Below are 15,395 nucleotides of genomic sequence, written 5' to 3'. Positions count from 1 at the left end.
AGGTTGATAAGCCGGGGACATGAGAAGTGTGATTGGAATGATACGAATCCGAGGGAAATGCCATGAGAATTAACCGCTTACCGTATTTGTACCTGGTATTTGCTGCGTACTCCCTATTTCTAACATCATGGCACGCCAGCTTAGACGCGAGATTGGAGAATGCCTCTCGTGAGGATAAAGCGGGCTGGATTTATATCCACGTGGAAGGTACACCAAATCAGATAGGCTACCAGCACGGATACTTGCTCGCTCGGGAGATCGATGATGCGATTAAGACGCTGAAGTTCTACCTGAGCCGTTCGACTCGCAAAGACTGGAGTTTCTATAGACAATCTGCCGAGAAAATGTTCCGGCCCAAACTGACCGATGAATACAAAAATGAAATTGAAGGAATATCGGAAGGTTTGAATGCCCGCGGGATGAAGTATGACACAATCGATATTACGGCTTTGAACGGATGGATTGAACTTGCCCAATATTATCTGCCTGCATTGAGAGCAAAGAGAATCAAAGGAGCCGACATCGACAAGTCTCCCGGAAGCTGCAGCGCATTTATTGCGACGGGTAGTTACACTTCCGACGGCAGGATAGTGATGGCGCATAACAACTGGATCGATTACATAATCGGCGAACGATGGAACATCATCGAAGATATCGTGCCTGAAAAGGGCAATGAAATTTTCATGGACACCTTCCCGGGCTTCATCCACAGTGGAGATGATTTTGCGGAAAACAGCGCCGGGATTCTAATTACCGAAACGACGATCGCGCAGTTTAGAGGTTTTGACACCAGCGGGACTCCGGAGTTCATGCGCGCGAGAGAAGCCGAGCAATACTCAAACAGCATCGATGATTTTGTGAAGATCATGACAACAGGAAACAATGGCGGATACGCAAATGACTGGCTTGTCGGAGATACCAAGACGAACGAAGTGGCGCGGCTTGAGCTCGGGCTGAAAAATTACAAAACCTGGCGTACAAAAGATGGATATTATGTCGGCTCCAACTTCCCGGTCGACAAAAGACTTATTGTGGAAGAAACCACATTCAAGGCAGGCAATCTTTACACATCGATGAACGACAGGAGAGCCAGGTGGGAAAAGTTAATGCGGGAGTATAAAGGAAGAATCGATGCAAAGCGCGCCGAAGAGTTTATGGGAGACCACTTCGACCAGGTTCGTGGGAAGGAAGGGCCTAACGCTTGCGTTTTGTGCGGACACACCGACGAAGACTCCATCGGTGTCAGGCAGTGGGGTTGGCGGCCGTTCACGCCTGGCGGTGCAGTACAGGGGAAAGTTGCTACGGCAGAAATGGCAGGCAAGATGGAGTTCGTGGCGCGCATGGGACATCCTTGTGGCGAAAGTTTCATCGCGTCAAAGTTTTTTGCTGCGCATCCGGGATACAGATGGCAGTCGAAGTATTTGCACGACATGATTTCACACCCATGGACATTGTTCGCTTCTAAGAGTTCCGCCGCAAAATAACGAATTCAAAAATTCCGGTTTAGAATTGAGAACCATACTTGTGCTAGCCATTATATTCTGCGTAACTTTCTGCGGCTGTACACATGGTCTTGAACCGGCGCCTGCTCCTGAAGTCCAGCCTGGCTTCGGCGGGACAGTGTATTTTTCAAATTGGCCACATCCGCCTGCCGACAGTGTTTATGATATTCGTATCGTGGCGTTTTACAAATACCCTCCGCTTAATATTATCAACGAAGTTTTGACCGGACAAGCGAAGATCTATCCGCCAATTGGAGGAGCTGCTCTCCCATTGTTTGTCGATTCACTGTCTTACATTTTTGATCTCGATTCGTCGTCCACTTTTCAGTATGTCGTAATCGCGATGCAGTACGGATCAAATACTTTTGTCGATTGGAAGGTGGTCGGCGCTTATGGCTATTTGAATGGTGTCGGTTCGCCGGAAGGTGTAGTCGTTCCAGAAAACACGTTCGCAAATGGAATAAATATTTATGTCAATTTCAAGAATCCACCGCCTACTCCAGGCAATAGTTCTTTTGCAGCTTTTTCAAAATAGCTGCCTCCCGCAGACAAGATTAGACGGCGTCGTACTCTCCGCCGAAGATTCTTCCGCAATTGCGGGGGCAACAGTAGTAATTCAATCTGGAGACGATCATGGCACGGCAAGATTTGGAATGCTTACCAAGCCGACCGGCTCCTTTTCGTTTGCGAAGTTAGAAAAGAATGTCTACAAGATTGCTGTATCCATGATCGGGTTCAGGGCGTTTAGCGAGAAGCTAAAATTGGATACCATGGCACAAAAGAGGATCACGATATTTCTTCAGCCGCTGCCGGTACAAACTGAGCAGGTGGTAGTCACGGCGAGCAAGCGCGAACAAAGTTTGGCAGAAGTCCCTGTGAGTATAAGCTTGCTAAGTTCGTCGGAGATTGAGCGGAGAAATAATCTTTCATTAGACGACGCGCTGCGCTACGTTCCCGGGGTTAATTTCGTTCAGGATCAGGTCAACATCAGGGGCTCAAGCGGATTTGCCTATGGAATAGGAAGCCGAGTGCTCCTGTTGATTGACGGAATACCTCTTCTCTCGGGTGATACTGGTGGAGCTAATTGGGAATCAATTCCGATGGAGGACATCGATCACTTGGAAGTTGTCAAGGGAGCAGGTTCAGCTCTGTACGGTTCAAGCGCGCTCGGCGGAGTCGTCGACGTGATAACCAAGAATAATCTCGATGCGAGTTCGACAAACGTTAAGCTATACGGTGGCTTATACGAGCAGCCTCGGTACAGCGGGTGGCAATGGTCCAGTAAGCCGCGTTTCTTTCAGGGCGCTTCCATCAGTCATTCGTTTGCATCCGGGGAGCTCGGTCTAGGAGATTTTGGGCTCACGACGTCGCTGATCTACAAAAAAGATGACGGGTACATCGAAAACGACGGTTTTGACAATTTAAATTTTTTTATCAAGTCTGCCGGAACAATCGGTGAGAACCAGACTCTGAAGATTTTCGGAAATGTATTCACGCAGCACACGGGCAGTTTTCTTTGGTGGAAAGATCTGAATCACGCCCTCCAGCCTCCTGACGGTTCTCTCGGCGAGTGGGTGAATTCAACCAGAGCAAACCTTGCATGGATCTATACGAATATTGTGAGCAGTAAATTCCTTTATGCTGTTCGCGGAAGCTATTATTTCAACTACTGGTACGACAATTTCGGGAAGCCTCAAGGTCAGGCTGCAAATGTGTCCGGCGACACTTCCACCTCAAACTTAGGCTATCTGGAATTTCAAGGAACATGGAAGGCCGACTCAATGACTATACTGACTTTCGGCACCGAGGTCGAGCCGGATTTCATAAATTCAAACTTGTTTTCGACAAAGGAGGGCAGTGGCGGCGCGGTGTATTTTCAGGGAGAAAGAAAACTCGATCAATGGCGTACCACGATAGGAGCTAGATACGACTATGAAAAAATACGAGGTAAGCAGGAGTTCAACCAGTTTAACCCAAAGCTCGGATTGGTTTATGATCTCGGCAGTGAATCTTCCCTCAGGGCCTCGCTCGGAACAGGTTTTCGCGCGCCAAGTTTAAGCGAACTATATTCCAATACGTCAACCGGCGGTGTGATCATTGTGCCAAATCCAGACTTGCTTCCGGAAACAAGTCTATCTGGAGAAATCGGCGCGAGAATCCCGGTATCGTGGTACGGCCTCGTCGATGCCTCGGTCTTCCAAAGCGATTACTGGAATATGATAGAACCTGAATTTGACACTTTAACCGAGCAAATAAAATTTGAAAATGTTACTCGTGCGCGCATCCAGGGATACGAGATCGACATTTCAAGCAACGTTGGAACGAATTTCCTGACATTGAATGCGAGCTATACTTACATATACCCCCGGGACATTTCCGACAGCACTGTTTTGAAGTACCGCTCGCGGGAGATTTTCTATGCCTCCGCGGATTTTTCGTATTCGCTTTTCAGGGCGTCGATTGACTTCCGATATCTTTCAAAGTTTGAGAACTACGACCAAGAACTTGTTCAATTGGGGATCATGAAAGACGGAGACCAGCGTGTGCCAATATATGTAACAGATGTACGCGCAGGGGTTGATTTGACATCGGTCGGCTGCCCCCTTGAAGTAAGTCTTGTGGTCAACAACGCGTTCGAATACTATTACGTTGAGATGATCGGGAATGTCGCACCGATAAGGAACTACTCGGTCGTCGTGACGATGAAGTTCTGACCCATAACCTCACAGGGATAAAAACGAGCCGCTCGGTAATCTCACTATCCATCAACACATCTTTTACTTTGTCGCCGCTTCCTCGACAAATACCGGCCGTGTTCCTCTAACGGTCATGTACCATTTTGGCACTGCATCAAAAAGGATCACGACAACGCTTGCCATTATGACGGCTGTGAGAATTAAATTCAAATATCCCTGCACTTGCACGCCCGGCTGTGAAATCATCGGATAATATATGTTTGCCATATTCATCCATCCTGCCGTCAGCGTCGTCGCACCTACGAACAGCATCGGCACGATCGTAACCCAGGCGTATCTTGCTCTGCCGCGGTTTATTATGTATGTAGTCCCTACTGCGAGTGCAACTGCAGCGAGAAGCTGGTTCGCTGCTCCGAACATCGGCCAGATAGTGGCGATCGTGCCCGTATAAATAAAATAAGCCCAGCCGAAAACTATAACTGCGCTCGTGACAATCGTTCCCGGCATCCAGCTTGCCTTTGAGAACGGCCCGTAAATTTTTCCCAACGCTTCCTGCAACACGAACCTTCCAATTCTTGTGCCTGCATCGATCGTCGTTAGGATGAAGAGCGCTTCGAACATGATTGCGAAGTGGTACCAGTATGCCATCAAATTTTTCAAGCCGGGAATCGACGAAAATATCTGTGCCATGCCGACTGCGAGTGAGACGGCGCCGCCAGTTCTTCCTGCGAGCTGCTCGCCGACTTCTTTCGACAACGCTGGCAAATTGGAAACATCAAATCCCATCGACTTAAGCTGAGAGGCAATAGCGGCGAATTTTTGCACCGGCACATTTATCGCGAAGTAGTCAAGCGGAAACAAACTCGTCGCCGCTATCAGCGCAAGTATCCCGACGAAACCTTCGCAAAGCATCGCGGTGAATCCAATCGTCTTTATGTGGGATTCTTTTGAAACCATTTTCGGTGAAGTGCCGGAGCTGACGAGGGCATGGAATCCTGAGATTGCGCCGCATGCGATCGTGATAAACAGGTACGGAAACAATTTCCCCGGAATGATCGGCCCACCGCCTGAGACGTAGGCGGTAAATGCCGGCATCTTCAGTATCGGAGCAACTATAATTATACCAAGAGCAAGAAATGCTACAACGCCCAATTTCATGAACGAACTTAGATAGTCGCGCGGCGAAAGAAGGAACCACACCGGAAGAACGGACGCGAAGAAGCCATAAACTGCCATCAGGATCGTCAGGGTGTGATGATCAAATGTAAAATATGGAGCGAACGAAGATTCGGGAACATACTTGCCGCCTACAACTGCAATTGTCAAAAGGATAACGCCGATGACCGTGGCTTCTACGGTTTTTCCCTTCCGGAACTTGAACATCCAGAGGCCCATGAAAATGGCAATTGGGATCGTCGTGCCTATGGCAAATGTTCCCCACGGACTTTCCGCGAGCGCATTGACCACAACGATGCCGAGCCCTGCCAGTGCAACGACGACGATAAAGAGAATCGCTATTGACGCGATGACTCCGCTCACCGGGCTTATCTCCGCCCGAGCAATTTCCGCGAGAGACTTTCCGTCATGACGAACCGACGCGGCAAATATTATGAAGTCCTGCACCGCGCCGGCGAGCACCACCCCGAACAGCAGCCACAAAAATCCGGGAAGGAATCCGAACTGCGCGGCGAGAACAGGGCCTACAAGCGGTCCGGCACCGGCTATGGCCGCGAAGTGATGGCCGAAGAGAACCCACTTGCTCATCGGATAATAGTTGTGGCCATCATACAAGCGGTGCGCCGGGGTTACGCGTGAATCATCCAACACGGCAGCCTTCGCCGCGATGAAGCTATAATAAAATCTATATACGATTGCGAAGACAGCAAGGGTCAAGACGATGATCGGCATAGCATTCATACGCAGTATCTCCTCATTTGCTCCAAAGTTTAATTAATTATTCGGTGAATGTAAATATCTGATTTGACCGTCGACTCACGATCCACAGCAAAAACTCGAGCTTTCATCTTCTCGTTTCACGCCCTTTTGCACACCAAAAGGATAACTTGTCAATTCTCCGGCCTGCAGCTTGACGCAATCTGCTCGAGTGCTCAATGCCAGCCTCGTGTTTCATGCTCATCAAGTCCAATTAAGTTTGGCTGATTTTGTTCCGATAATAGTTGTAAGGTGCTGTCCGAAGCGTTGCTTCGGACAAAGAAGCAACAGAATCAAATAACGAAAAGAGAGAATGTCATGGACGACAATAGAATTGCAGATCATGGAAGTGGTGCATCTTCTCGCAGACTCACCCGGAAGGAAGAAGAAGAATTATTCTCGGCGATCATAGCCGGATACCTGAAGGATAAGGTCGACCTGGAAATTTATCCGAAAGGCATCTCGATTAAAGAGAAAAGTGATCCCCATTCGAGGGAAATATTTTTCCCGTTCGACGACGATGAAGAGAATACATAGAGGAACTCAGGCACACGCAGTTGCGACCACAGAGATGTAGAGTTACAGACCTTCTTTCTACGTGTCCGCATTCGGGAAATGCGTAGAAAATTATTCAGCGCTTGAACGGTTCTACCCTATCCGAAAAGTCGGGCTTATAATAATCCTGGCTCTCGAAATTCTGCATCCATCCATTTTCCAGCCCATATTTGTCGAGAAGTGCAAGCACCCGCTCATACTCAGATTCACGGATACGACGATCTAAAAGTACGACCGCGTCCGCTTTGTTCGTCGGGTAATACTGAGACATAATGGAAAGAGCGGTGTCCTTTCCAAGTTCTTCAGAAATCCATTTCAGAGTTTCTTCACTGCCGGCGATATCGTTTGGCAAAACCAAATGGCGGATTACCAGCCCGCGTTTCAATAGATCATCATTGCCGAATACAAGTTCGCTCCCGACCTGCCGATGCATTTCCTTGACCGCAAGTCTTGCAAACCTAGGATACTCTTTGACTTTAGAATAGCTGTACCCATCGTAGTCATAGCCGTATTTCAAATCTGGTAGATAAATGTCGATGACGCCATCTAACAAGCGAAGGACATCGACCGAATCGTAAGCATTAGTGTTGTAAATAAGGGGCAGGTGTAATCCTTTTTCGATCGCGATGGACACTGACTTTAGGATCTGTGGAACGAAGTGTGTCGGCGAAACAAGACCGATATTGTGACAGCCTTTGTTTTGCAGCTCAATCATAATTTCAGCAAGCCGTTCGCAGCTCACCTCATTCTTTATTTCGTTCTTATAATTCTGACTGATCTGGTAATTCTGGCAATACACACAGCGCAGGTTGCAATTCCCGAAGAAAATGTTTCCTGCACCTCTCGTACCGACAAGCGGCGGCTCTTCACCGAAGTGAGGACAATACGAACTCACGATCGGTAGATAGCGGGAGTAGCATCGTGCAATTTCGCCTTTTGTGCGATTGACCCGGCAATCAAGAGGACAGATATTGCACGATGAGAGCATCTCATCGAGAATGTTGATTCTTCTCTCCAGCTCGCCAGATTCATAGAGTCTTATGTAAGACGGTTCAAACATAGTCAAATTCAAAAGTCATTACCCAACTGGTTACGCCATCTCTAACGAAAAATAGCAACAACATTACTTAATATCTTGTTCCGCCTTTTACCGCCCTGACTCTCTCTTTTCGACCTTGAATCTCGATTATTGATTTTCCTTCAGGGATTTGTCGCCCATAGTTCTACTTCTCTAACGAGAGCGCGCGGCGGTAGCTTGATCGCCCCGACGACTACTTCAGCTACATCCTCGGCGCGAAGTCTTGCACCTTCGCCACCTTTCAGGATCTGCTGCGAATCTCTCTCGCTCGAATCGACCGAACTCGGCGTCACGACAATCACGCGGACATTATGCTCCCTCACCTCTCTCAGCAGCGCTTCCGAAAATCCTTCGATGCCAAATTTCGATGCCGAGTATGCGGCCGAATTCGCCTTTGCCCTCTTGCCCGAGGTGGAAGAAATCATCACTATTGTCCCGTCCTTCTTTTCTATCATCTCCGGAAGAACTGCACGAGTCAGAAGAAACGGTCCGGTCAAATTGGTGTTGATAACATTGATCCATTCTTCAACAGACATATCGGTGATCGATTTTTCAATGTATTGACCGGCGTTGTTTATAAGAATATCGATCGTCCCGAATTCAGTCAGAGTCTTAGAAAGCAGCCTGTGAACGCTTTTTTCGTTCGACACATCTGTCTGCACCGCGATCACCCGTCCTCCCTCGGCTGAAATTTCCTCCTGAGCGACCTTGAGGTCTGAAATCGTTCGTCCCGCAATAACCACGGAGGCACCTTCAGCAGCCAGACGTCTCGCGATATATTTGCCGATCCCTCTCGATCCTCCCGTTATGATCGCCACTTTTCCAGCAAGAGCACCTTCAACAATTTTTTTCGTAAACTTTTTTGTCTTTCTCACCATCTTCATTCAATATCCCTTTCGAAGTATCGATTCGCAGCGGTGCCTTCTTTTTTCTTCTTCTTTATCGCGTCCATGAGTATTTTATTAAATACCTCTGCTGCATCGTAGTCGTAAGAACGTAGAAGATGGTTCAGCGCGATGACCTCCGCAATGACCGTAATATTTTTGCCCGGCAAGATAGGAAGCTTGACAAGCGGGACCTCGGCACTGAGAATTGAAATATACTCATGGTCAAGGCCGGTCCTGGTGTAATCCTGATTGGGATCCCACTCTTCAAGTTCTACAACAACTTCAATCCGTTTTCTTTTTCTGACGGCCCTGATTCCAAAAACGCTGCGAACATCGATAACACCGAGTCCTCTTACTTCCATGAAATGCTGCGCGATCTTCGAGCTCTTTCCGACAAGAATATCTTCTCCTTGACGAACGACTTGGACGGCGTCGTCCGCGACAAGTCTGTGGCCGCGTTCGACAAGATCAAGTGCGATCTCGCTCTTTCCGATGCCGCTCTTTCCGAGGAACAACAACCCTATTCCGTAAACGTCAACCAGCGAACCGTGTACCACTGTGCTTGGAGCAAAAATATCGTCTAAGAATTCGCCAAGGATATAAACAAAGCGTGTCGTTTCCAGAGTGGTACCGAAAACCGAAACACCGCGCGCAGTCGCCATATCTATTAATTCCGGTTCTACTTCGTTCCTGTCTGTAAAAATCATGCAGGGAATTTCAAACTGAAGTATCGTCTGGAATGAGCGGTGTCTATCTTCAGGCTTGAGCGAGCTGAGGAATTGAACTTCCGTATTGCCGAAAATCTGGATGCGGTTGTAGGTGAACAGGTCGACGAAGCCTGCGAGGGCAAGACCGGGCCGGTGAACATTCTTGTCGTTTATGAGTCTTCCGAAGCCGACATCCCCGTTTATCGGACGCAGCTTTGTCCTGTCGTGGGCTAACTTGTAAAGCTCGCCGACGCTGATGTCTTTTCGCCTTATTTCCTTGGTTTCCCAAACGCGCGATGCCATGACACAAGAAATATATAAATAAAACGGCGCAAATGCACCTGAGCAAAAAGGGAACGCGTGTCAGACGCAGACTATTATGAGTGTCGAACTCCGCGATTTCTATACTTTGCGGAGCCTCTGTTTGAATTTCACCAACTGTCCTTCGAGCCTATCGACCACTTTATCGACTGCTTTGAAATAATCGTTGGTGGTCTCCTGTGCTGTCAAGACTTTGTTGTGCACGGCAAGTTTTATTTCGACCATCTTGTCGGTTCCGTTCGGTTTGGAATGTTCATTCAGGAAAATGACGTCGCAGCGCACGACTCCGTCAAAAAATCTGTCAAGTCTGGAAACCTTGTCCTCAGCGTATGATTTGAGAGCCGGGTCAGCTTTAAAATGCCTGGAAGTGATGCTGATGTTCATAAGATTCCTCCTATTTTTATCTATCGGCACATCCGATACGATCTTTAATTCTTACCCAATTGACCCGTCGGACAATGGAATTATTTCGCGCGCGGATGAGCACTCTTGTATATTTTTTTCAACTGTTCAACAGAGAGATGAGTATAAACCTGGGTCGTGGACAGACTCTCATGACCTAGAAGTTGCCGAACAGCTTCGAGGTCTGCACCATGGTTTAGAAGATGTGTCGCAAACGAATGACGCAGTGTGTGAGGACCCCTTCGCTCAACGTCCGATACTTCTCGAATTCTCCTCGCGACAATGCGATATACGGAAGCCGGGAGCATTCTCTTCCCGTTAGATGAAACGAAAAGATTACTCACCTTTCTGCCAGATGTTTCGTCCCTTACTTTTAAATAATTCCTGACAGCATCAATCGCCCTGTCGATCACGGGAATAACTCTTTGCTTCCTCCTTTTTCCCAAAACCGTAACGAGCCTGCTGTCAAAATCGATGTCCTTTTCGTCCAAATTACATAACTCACTCACGCGCATCCCGGTTCCGTAAAGAAGCTCTATCATAGCTATATCTCGGAAGTCCTTCGCACTTTTCGGAGTCGCTCCAAGCAGATTTCTAATTCCCTCCTCCTCTATATAGACCGGGATCGGCTTAGCCGCTTTCGGAGTGCTGATGAAACCAGTGAAATCGCGCTCAACGTATTCAAACTTCACGAGATATTTTGCAAAGGATCTTATACTTGAAAGTTTCTTCCGGACAGTCCTTCTATTATTATGCCGTTTGTCGAGTTCGACAAGAAAACCCCGAACACTTTCTTCCAACAGACTATTGATAGAAGGGTCCGCACCACCCGAATACTCACACAAAAAATTATCGAATTCCCTCAACGACTGCTCGTAGGTAGAGAGAGTTTTTTCCGATGCTCCCTTTTCCTTTTTTAGAAATTCGAGAAAAGAATCTATTAATTCACGCAGTTTCACTTCGCTGCAATTTCGATCTTTCCGTTCGATCCCGCCGCCACATCTTCCTTGTTTTTCGGAGAGACCTCTTCGGGAGAGATCTCGCTCTCACATTTTGGACATTTGTAGTAATTCCCCTTTGCCTTGGAATATTTCTCAAGCAGAAATGGAGAATCACCGAGCGGACATGGGATGTTGACGGGTTTATCCCACGTCGCATACTTACAATTCGGGTAGTTTGTGCAGCCGTAGAAAATTCTCTTTTTCTTGGTAAATCGCTGGGCAAGCTCTCCCTTGCCGCACTCCGGACACTTCACTCCTGTCGTGATGCTCTTCGTAAATTTGCATGTCGGATAATTTGAACAGCCGATGAACTTGCCGAAGCGGCTGTTCTTGTAGATAAGGTCGCCGCCGCATTCGGGACACTTGTCACCCGTCGGACGATTGTTGTCATCGTGCGCGTCGATCGGTTTCGTGTTCTTACATTCCGGATACCTGCTGCACGCGAGAAATCTTCCGCGCCGGCTCCACTTTATTACCATTGGCGCACCACAGATATCACAGTCAACCTGCTGACCGTCAACCGTGGACTTTATCTCGTCCATCTTTTCCTCGACTTTCTTGACCGCGGTATCGAACGGCGAGTAGAACTCCTTCATGACATCCAGATATTTTTTGTTCCCGCCTGCAATTTCGTCAAGCTCCGATTCCATCTCGGCAGTAAACTTCACATCGAAAAACTCAGGAAGATTTGCCGACAAAATCTTGTTTACGTTCATTCCCAGGTCTGTCGCATACAGCTTTCGCTCTTTCAATTCGACGTAGCCCCTATCTTCGATCGTAGAAACAATTGCAGAATACGTTGAAGGCCTTCCAATTCCAAGCGACTCAAGTTCCTTGACGAGGCTGCTCTCAGTATAACGGGCAGGCGGTTTTGTAAAATGCTGGCGCTGAAAAATATCCTCAAGATTTACCTGCTCGCCTTCCTTTAGAGTCGCCGGCAGCTTGAATTTCTGGAGTTCATCGACGTCCTCATCCGGCCTGGACACGTCAGCATCTTCTGCCGTAATGTCATAGACCTGGAGAAAACCGGCAAACTTCACACGGGAATCGGATGCTTTAAAAACAAATTTACCCCCTTCAATTGAAACTGTGATCTGGTCGTAGACTACCGGATTCATCTGGGAAGCGACAAATCGTTTCCATATCAAATCGTAAAGCAAGAACGTCTCTCTCGGCAGGTATTTCTTGACTACTTGAGGGAGATATTCCATATGAGCAGGTCTTATCGCCTCGTGTGCATCCTGGGACGCTTTTGCTTTTTTGAAATGTCTGGCATCTTTAGGAAGGAATTCATCGCCAAATTCACTCTTGATATAACTGCGCGCGGCATTGATCGCCTCTTCGCTGATACGAGTAGAATCGGTTCTCATGTACGTGATTAAGCCGACTCTCCCCTCCGGCCCGAGGTCGACGCCTTCGTAAAGCTGCTGTGCAAGCATCATGGTCCGTTTCGGAGAGAAACCGAGTCGAGTGGAGGATGCCTGCTGAAGTGTGCTTGTGATGAACGGAGGAGCAGGATTCCTCTTCTGCTCTTTTCTGGCAATCGAAGCCACCCTGTATTTCTCACCGAGAATCTCCTGCGCAAGTTTGGCAGCGCTTTCTTGATCCTTGATATAAAATATTTTGTCGCGTTCTTTCGAGTTCGCACTTCCCTGCGGGTCTCTTAAGTCATTCTCCCCTATCGAGTAAAGCTTCGCTTCAAATTCCTCCGCCTTTTTCCCGTGCGAAGGATCTTCGACCGTTCGGAATTTTCCGAGAATAGACCAGTGTTCAATCGGCAGAAAATCTTTTATCTCGTTTTCACGTTCGCACACTAATTTCAACGCGACGGACTGCACTCGTCCAGCCGACAATCCCGGGTAAACAGCTTTCCAAATCAAAGGACTGACTTTATATCCGACAAGCCTATCCATGACGCGGCGTGCTTGCTGTGCATATACCAGATGCGAATCTATCTTCAGAGGATTTTCCATCGCCTTTGAAATTCCGGACTCCGTTATTTCCGTAAAGAGCACGCGAAAAACTTTATCGGAATCCTGCTTCAACTCTTCCGCAATATGTTGAGCGATTGCCTCGCCTTCGCGGTCGGGATCGGTAGCGATGTAAACCTGCTGAGCTTTTTCGGAAAGGTCTTTGAGTTTCTTGATCGTTTCGCTTTTACCCCGGATCGTTTTGTATTCCGGCTCGAACCCTCGCTCGATATCGACGCCCAATTTGCTCTTGGGCAGATCCTTTATATGACCGACTGATGCTTCGACGACAAAATCGCTTCCCAAATATCTATTTATGGTTTTAGCTTTTGCAGGTGATTCTACAATTACAAGTTTCTTTGCCATTTTTTTACGCTGATTTTATGAAATTAAAAAGATTGTCCCGCTTCAAACGGTCTGTTGATCCAACGGAATTGTTTTCGACTCTTAGCCTTCGATTCTTGAATTTAGTTTATCGTATCTGAACTATTAAGCAAAATCCGGCTGCCTGGTTTATTCGGAGAATTATATTCAAACAGGACGCCCGCCACAATCGATTTGACCTCATTGCGGTCTACGATATTTAACCCGGACATCATGGACCGCTCGATAATATTTTCCATATCGAGGTGGTCTATCAGGCCCAACTCGTACATTTCGACCAGGAATCCACGCGCGTCTTTAGTGATGATCTGCCTTTCCGCTTCATGGAACATCCTGTACGATCTCGCACGCGGGCCTTTGACATTTTTCAAAGGCTCGCGCATATTCATCTTGTCGTAGATCCAGCTCAGCGCTGTCGAAATTTCAGACTGACTGTAACCGTTATCCTTCAATTTTGAGACATCGACCTTGGAAATGTCACGAGCCTGTCTTATCTCACGCATCAAAACGACGATAAGCTCTACGATTTTCTCTTGCATTCTATTCTCATCCTTAAAACAAATATACGTTGAAAATTGCCAAAGTCAAGTTATCCTCCATTCTCCCGGAGGTTCGAAGGATCTCTGATTCCTTCGAAAGGTCAGCTTATTTCTTACAAAACGCCTCGATGAATACATTTTCGCGCTTTCTCATTCGTAATTTTTGTGACCGAGACGCGTCGTCCCATCCTGAAAGATGAAGAATCCCGTGAATGATTAATCTCGTTATCTCTTTCTCAAGAGAAACGTTATATCGTCTTGCTTGCACTATCGCACGATCCACACTGACATAAATCTCCCCATCTATTATTCCATCTTCTCCGACGTCGAAGGATATAACATCAGTTCTATGGTCGTGGTTCAGGAACTTCTTGTTTACTTCCTTCAAATATTCATCGTCAACAAGTACCACATTAATATTATCGGATTTCTTCCCCTCTTCCCGCAAGATGCGCCGAACAAGCAACGCAAGTGTACCATGATCAAACTTCGGAGCATGTCTATGTTCGTAAAAAACTCGTGTTTTCACTTGTCCGAATGTCCGCCCGCGGCGGACCTCTCCTGGAGAATCCCTTCGGATCGGACGACCCCCGAGGCTATGAACCGGTGGAGACGCGGGATTTGCCTTTTACACCCGCGGACAATTGCGTCTCCGCAAGCGACAGTGCAATGCTGCTCAACATAACTTCCGGTCCGAACCTTGTAAAGTCTCCCGAAAGGACGCTCCTATCGACGTTCGCATAAAGTGAGCACCCTGCTTCCCGTTCGATAATCAACCCGCTGATCTTTCCGTCCATCTCGGAATAAAACGTCACCTCCCCAAGCATTTCAGAAGCAAGATAACCCGTACACTGATGCAATTGGAGATGAGAATTGATTGTATAAACTGAAATCAAATTCCCGCTTTGTTTCCCTGTTTTGATTGCCGGATAAATTTCTACCGAAAGTTTTCTTTTGGATTTTTTGTCATCCAAATCGAAGCGATAAAAGTTGCCGCGTTTTACCGGCTTTACTTTTAAAACGACGCCGATGTTCTCGATGTCTTTCGATTTAAATTCAAAACTCATCGTCTTCATTCTATGTTTCAAAAGATAGGCACAAAGGTACAGAGATGCAAAGGCACAAAGCGGCGAGGTCCTGTCGCGTTTTTCCTCTGTGCCCCTTGGTTCTACTTCACGGTAACGTTAACAGCTTTGAGTCCCTTGGCGCCCTCAACAATTTCGAACTCCACCTCGACACCTTTGTCGAGAGTTTTATATTGTTTGTCGGTTTTTATGTCCGTATAGTGGACAAATATTTCAGGTCCATTTTCCTGCTCAATAAACCCGAATCCTTTTTTCCCATCGAACCACTTCACCTTGCCGTTCGGCATTTTTAATACCTCCTAAGAATGTAGCCAGCTCCAGAGATCGCTTGTGCGT

At 47.4% G+C, this 15,395-nt stretch carries 15 protein-coding genes; 4 read left to right on the top strand and 11 right to left on the bottom strand.

All coding sequences use genetic code 11. From position 1 onward, the window contains the following. Nucleotides 1-62: 62 nt before the first annotated feature. From VLX91_04550 to VLX91_04540, 3 genes are read left to right on the top strand one after another with little or no spacing between them, the layout of a single operon-like run. A complete protein-coding gene (locus VLX91_04550) occupies nucleotides 63-1,484 on the top strand; it encodes a C45 family peptidase (protein HUI29467.1) in 1,422 nt (473 codons plus the stop codon). A gap of 40 nt (nucleotides 1,485-1,524) precedes the next feature. Continuing rightward, the gene (locus tag VLX91_04545) at nucleotides 1,525-2,037 is read left to right on the top strand and encodes a hypothetical protein (GenBank protein HUI29466.1); all 513 of its coding nucleotides are present in this window, start codon (nucleotides 1,525-1,527) and stop codon (nucleotides 2,035-2,037) included. Then, the gene (locus VLX91_04540; protein ID HUI29465.1) at nucleotides 1,973-4,216 is read left to right on the top strand and encodes a TonB-dependent receptor; all 2,244 of its coding nucleotides are present in this window, start codon (nucleotides 1,973-1,975) and stop codon (nucleotides 4,214-4,216) included. Before VLX91_04545 ends, VLX91_04540 begins: the two co-directional genes overlap by 65 nt. 63 nt (nucleotides 4,217-4,279) lie before the next feature. Here VLX91_04540 and VLX91_04535 read toward each other — a convergent pair whose 3' ends face one another. Beyond that, complete coding sequence (locus VLX91_04535; GenBank protein HUI29464.1) at nucleotides 4,280-6,115, bottom strand: carbon starvation protein A; 1,836 nt, start codon at nucleotides 6,113-6,115, stop codon at nucleotides 4,280-4,282. A gap of 333 nt (nucleotides 6,116-6,448) precedes the next feature. Between VLX91_04535 and VLX91_04530 the strand changes: the two genes are divergently transcribed. Beyond that, the gene (locus tag VLX91_04530) at nucleotides 6,449-6,667 is read left to right on the top strand and encodes a hypothetical protein (protein ID HUI29463.1); all 219 of its coding nucleotides are present in this window, start codon (nucleotides 6,449-6,451) and stop codon (nucleotides 6,665-6,667) included. Between the two features lie 94 nt (nucleotides 6,668-6,761). On the opposite strand, the gene VLX91_04525 is transcribed toward VLX91_04530, so the two are convergent. The 10 genes from VLX91_04525 to VLX91_04480 form a co-directional block, all read right to left on the bottom strand. After that, a complete protein-coding gene (locus VLX91_04525) occupies nucleotides 6,762-7,745 on the bottom strand; it encodes a radical SAM protein (protein HUI29462.1) in 984 nt (327 codons plus the stop codon). Nucleotides 7,746-7,885: 140 nt separating this feature from the next. Then, the gene (locus tag VLX91_04520) at nucleotides 7,886-8,641 is read right to left on the bottom strand and encodes an SDR family NAD(P)-dependent oxidoreductase (protein HUI29461.1); all 756 of its coding nucleotides are present in this window, start codon (nucleotides 8,639-8,641) and stop codon (nucleotides 7,886-7,888) included. A 2-nt stretch (nucleotides 8,642-8,643) separates the two neighbouring features. Next, on the bottom strand, nucleotides 8,644-9,660 hold the full coding sequence (gene hprK / locus VLX91_04515; GenBank protein HUI29460.1) for an HPr(Ser) kinase/phosphatase: 1,017 nt from the start codon (nucleotides 9,658-9,660) through the stop codon (nucleotides 8,644-8,646). Nucleotides 9,661-9,759: 99 nt separating this feature from the next. Beyond that, complete coding sequence (gene raiA, locus VLX91_04510) at nucleotides 9,760-10,062, bottom strand: ribosome-associated translation inhibitor RaiA (protein ID HUI29459.1); 303 nt, start codon at nucleotides 10,060-10,062, stop codon at nucleotides 9,760-9,762. An 80-nt stretch (nucleotides 10,063-10,142) separates the two neighbouring features. After that, a complete protein-coding gene (locus tag VLX91_04505) occupies nucleotides 10,143-11,039 on the bottom strand; it encodes a tyrosine-type recombinase/integrase (GenBank protein HUI29458.1) in 897 nt (298 codons plus the stop codon). Then, on the bottom strand, nucleotides 11,036-13,417 hold the full coding sequence (topA, locus tag VLX91_04500) for a type I DNA topoisomerase (protein HUI29457.1): 2,382 nt from the start codon (nucleotides 13,415-13,417) through the stop codon (nucleotides 11,036-11,038). The genes VLX91_04505 and topA overlap by 4 nt, the downstream gene beginning before the upstream one ends. Nucleotides 13,418-13,518: 101 nt before the next feature. Next, nucleotides 13,519-13,974: a DUF494 family protein gene (locus VLX91_04495; GenBank protein ID HUI29456.1), complete on the bottom strand. Its 456-nt coding sequence runs from the start codon at nucleotides 13,972-13,974 to the stop codon at nucleotides 13,519-13,521. A 106-nt stretch (nucleotides 13,975-14,080) separates the two neighbouring features. After that, nucleotides 14,081-14,503, bottom strand: coding sequence for an rRNA maturation RNase YbeY (ybeY, locus tag VLX91_04490; protein HUI29455.1), 423 nt, complete (start codon nucleotides 14,501-14,503; stop codon nucleotides 14,081-14,083). Nucleotides 14,504-14,570: 67 nt separating this feature from the next. Then, the gene (locus tag VLX91_04485; protein ID HUI29454.1) at nucleotides 14,571-15,041 is read right to left on the bottom strand and encodes a hypothetical protein; all 471 of its coding nucleotides are present in this window, start codon (nucleotides 15,039-15,041) and stop codon (nucleotides 14,571-14,573) included. A 101-nt stretch (nucleotides 15,042-15,142) separates the two neighbouring features. Beyond that, complete coding sequence (locus tag VLX91_04480; protein ID HUI29453.1) at nucleotides 15,143-15,346, bottom strand: cold shock domain-containing protein; 204 nt, start codon at nucleotides 15,344-15,346, stop codon at nucleotides 15,143-15,145. Nucleotides 15,347-15,395: the final 49 nt, after the last annotated feature.

This window comes from Candidatus Acidiferrales bacterium, assembly GCA_035515795.1.
Classification (GTDB): domain Bacteria; phylum Bacteroidota; class Ignavibacteria; order Kryptoniales; family JAKASW01; genus JAKASW01.
This window is presented reverse-complemented; position numbering and strand designations above follow the sequence as displayed.

Coding starts and splice junctions, on each gene's coding strand:
- VLX91_04550 (HUI29467.1), top strand. CDS start 63: ATGAGAATTAACCGCTTACCGTATTTGTACCTGGTATTTGCTGCGTAC.
- VLX91_04540 (HUI29465.1), top strand. CDS start 1,973: ATGTCAATTTCAAGAATCCACCGCCTACTCCAGGCAATAGTTCTTTTG.
- VLX91_04535 (HUI29464.1), bottom strand. CDS start 6,115: ATGAATGCTATGCCGATCATCGTCTTGACCCTTGCTGTCTTCGCAATC.
- VLX91_04530 (HUI29463.1), top strand. CDS start 6,449: ATGGACGACAATAGAATTGCAGATCATGGAAGTGGTGCATCTTCTCGC.
- VLX91_04525 (HUI29462.1), bottom strand. CDS start 7,745: ATGTTTGAACCGTCTTACATAAGACTCTATGAATCTGGCGAGCTGGAG.
- VLX91_04520 (HUI29461.1), bottom strand. CDS start 8,641: ATGGTGAGAAAGACAAAAAAGTTTACGAAAAAAATTGTTGAAGGTGCT.
- hprK (HUI29460.1), bottom strand. CDS start 9,660: ATGGCATCGCGCGTTTGGGAAACCAAGGAAATAAGGCGAAAAGACATC.
- raiA (HUI29459.1), bottom strand. CDS start 10,062: ATGAACATCAGCATCACTTCCAGGCATTTTAAAGCTGACCCGGCTCTC.
- topA (HUI29457.1), bottom strand. CDS start 13,417: ATGGCAAAGAAACTTGTAATTGTAGAATCACCTGCAAAAGCTAAAACC.
- VLX91_04495 (HUI29456.1), bottom strand. CDS start 13,974: ATGCAAGAGAAAATCGTAGAGCTTATCGTCGTTTTGATGCGTGAGATA.
- VLX91_04485 (HUI29454.1), bottom strand. CDS start 15,041: ATGAGTTTTGAATTTAAATCGAAAGACATCGAGAACATCGGCGTCGTT.
- VLX91_04480 (HUI29453.1), bottom strand. CDS start 15,346: ATGCCGAACGGCAAGGTGAAGTGGTTCGATGGGAAAAAAGGATTCGGG.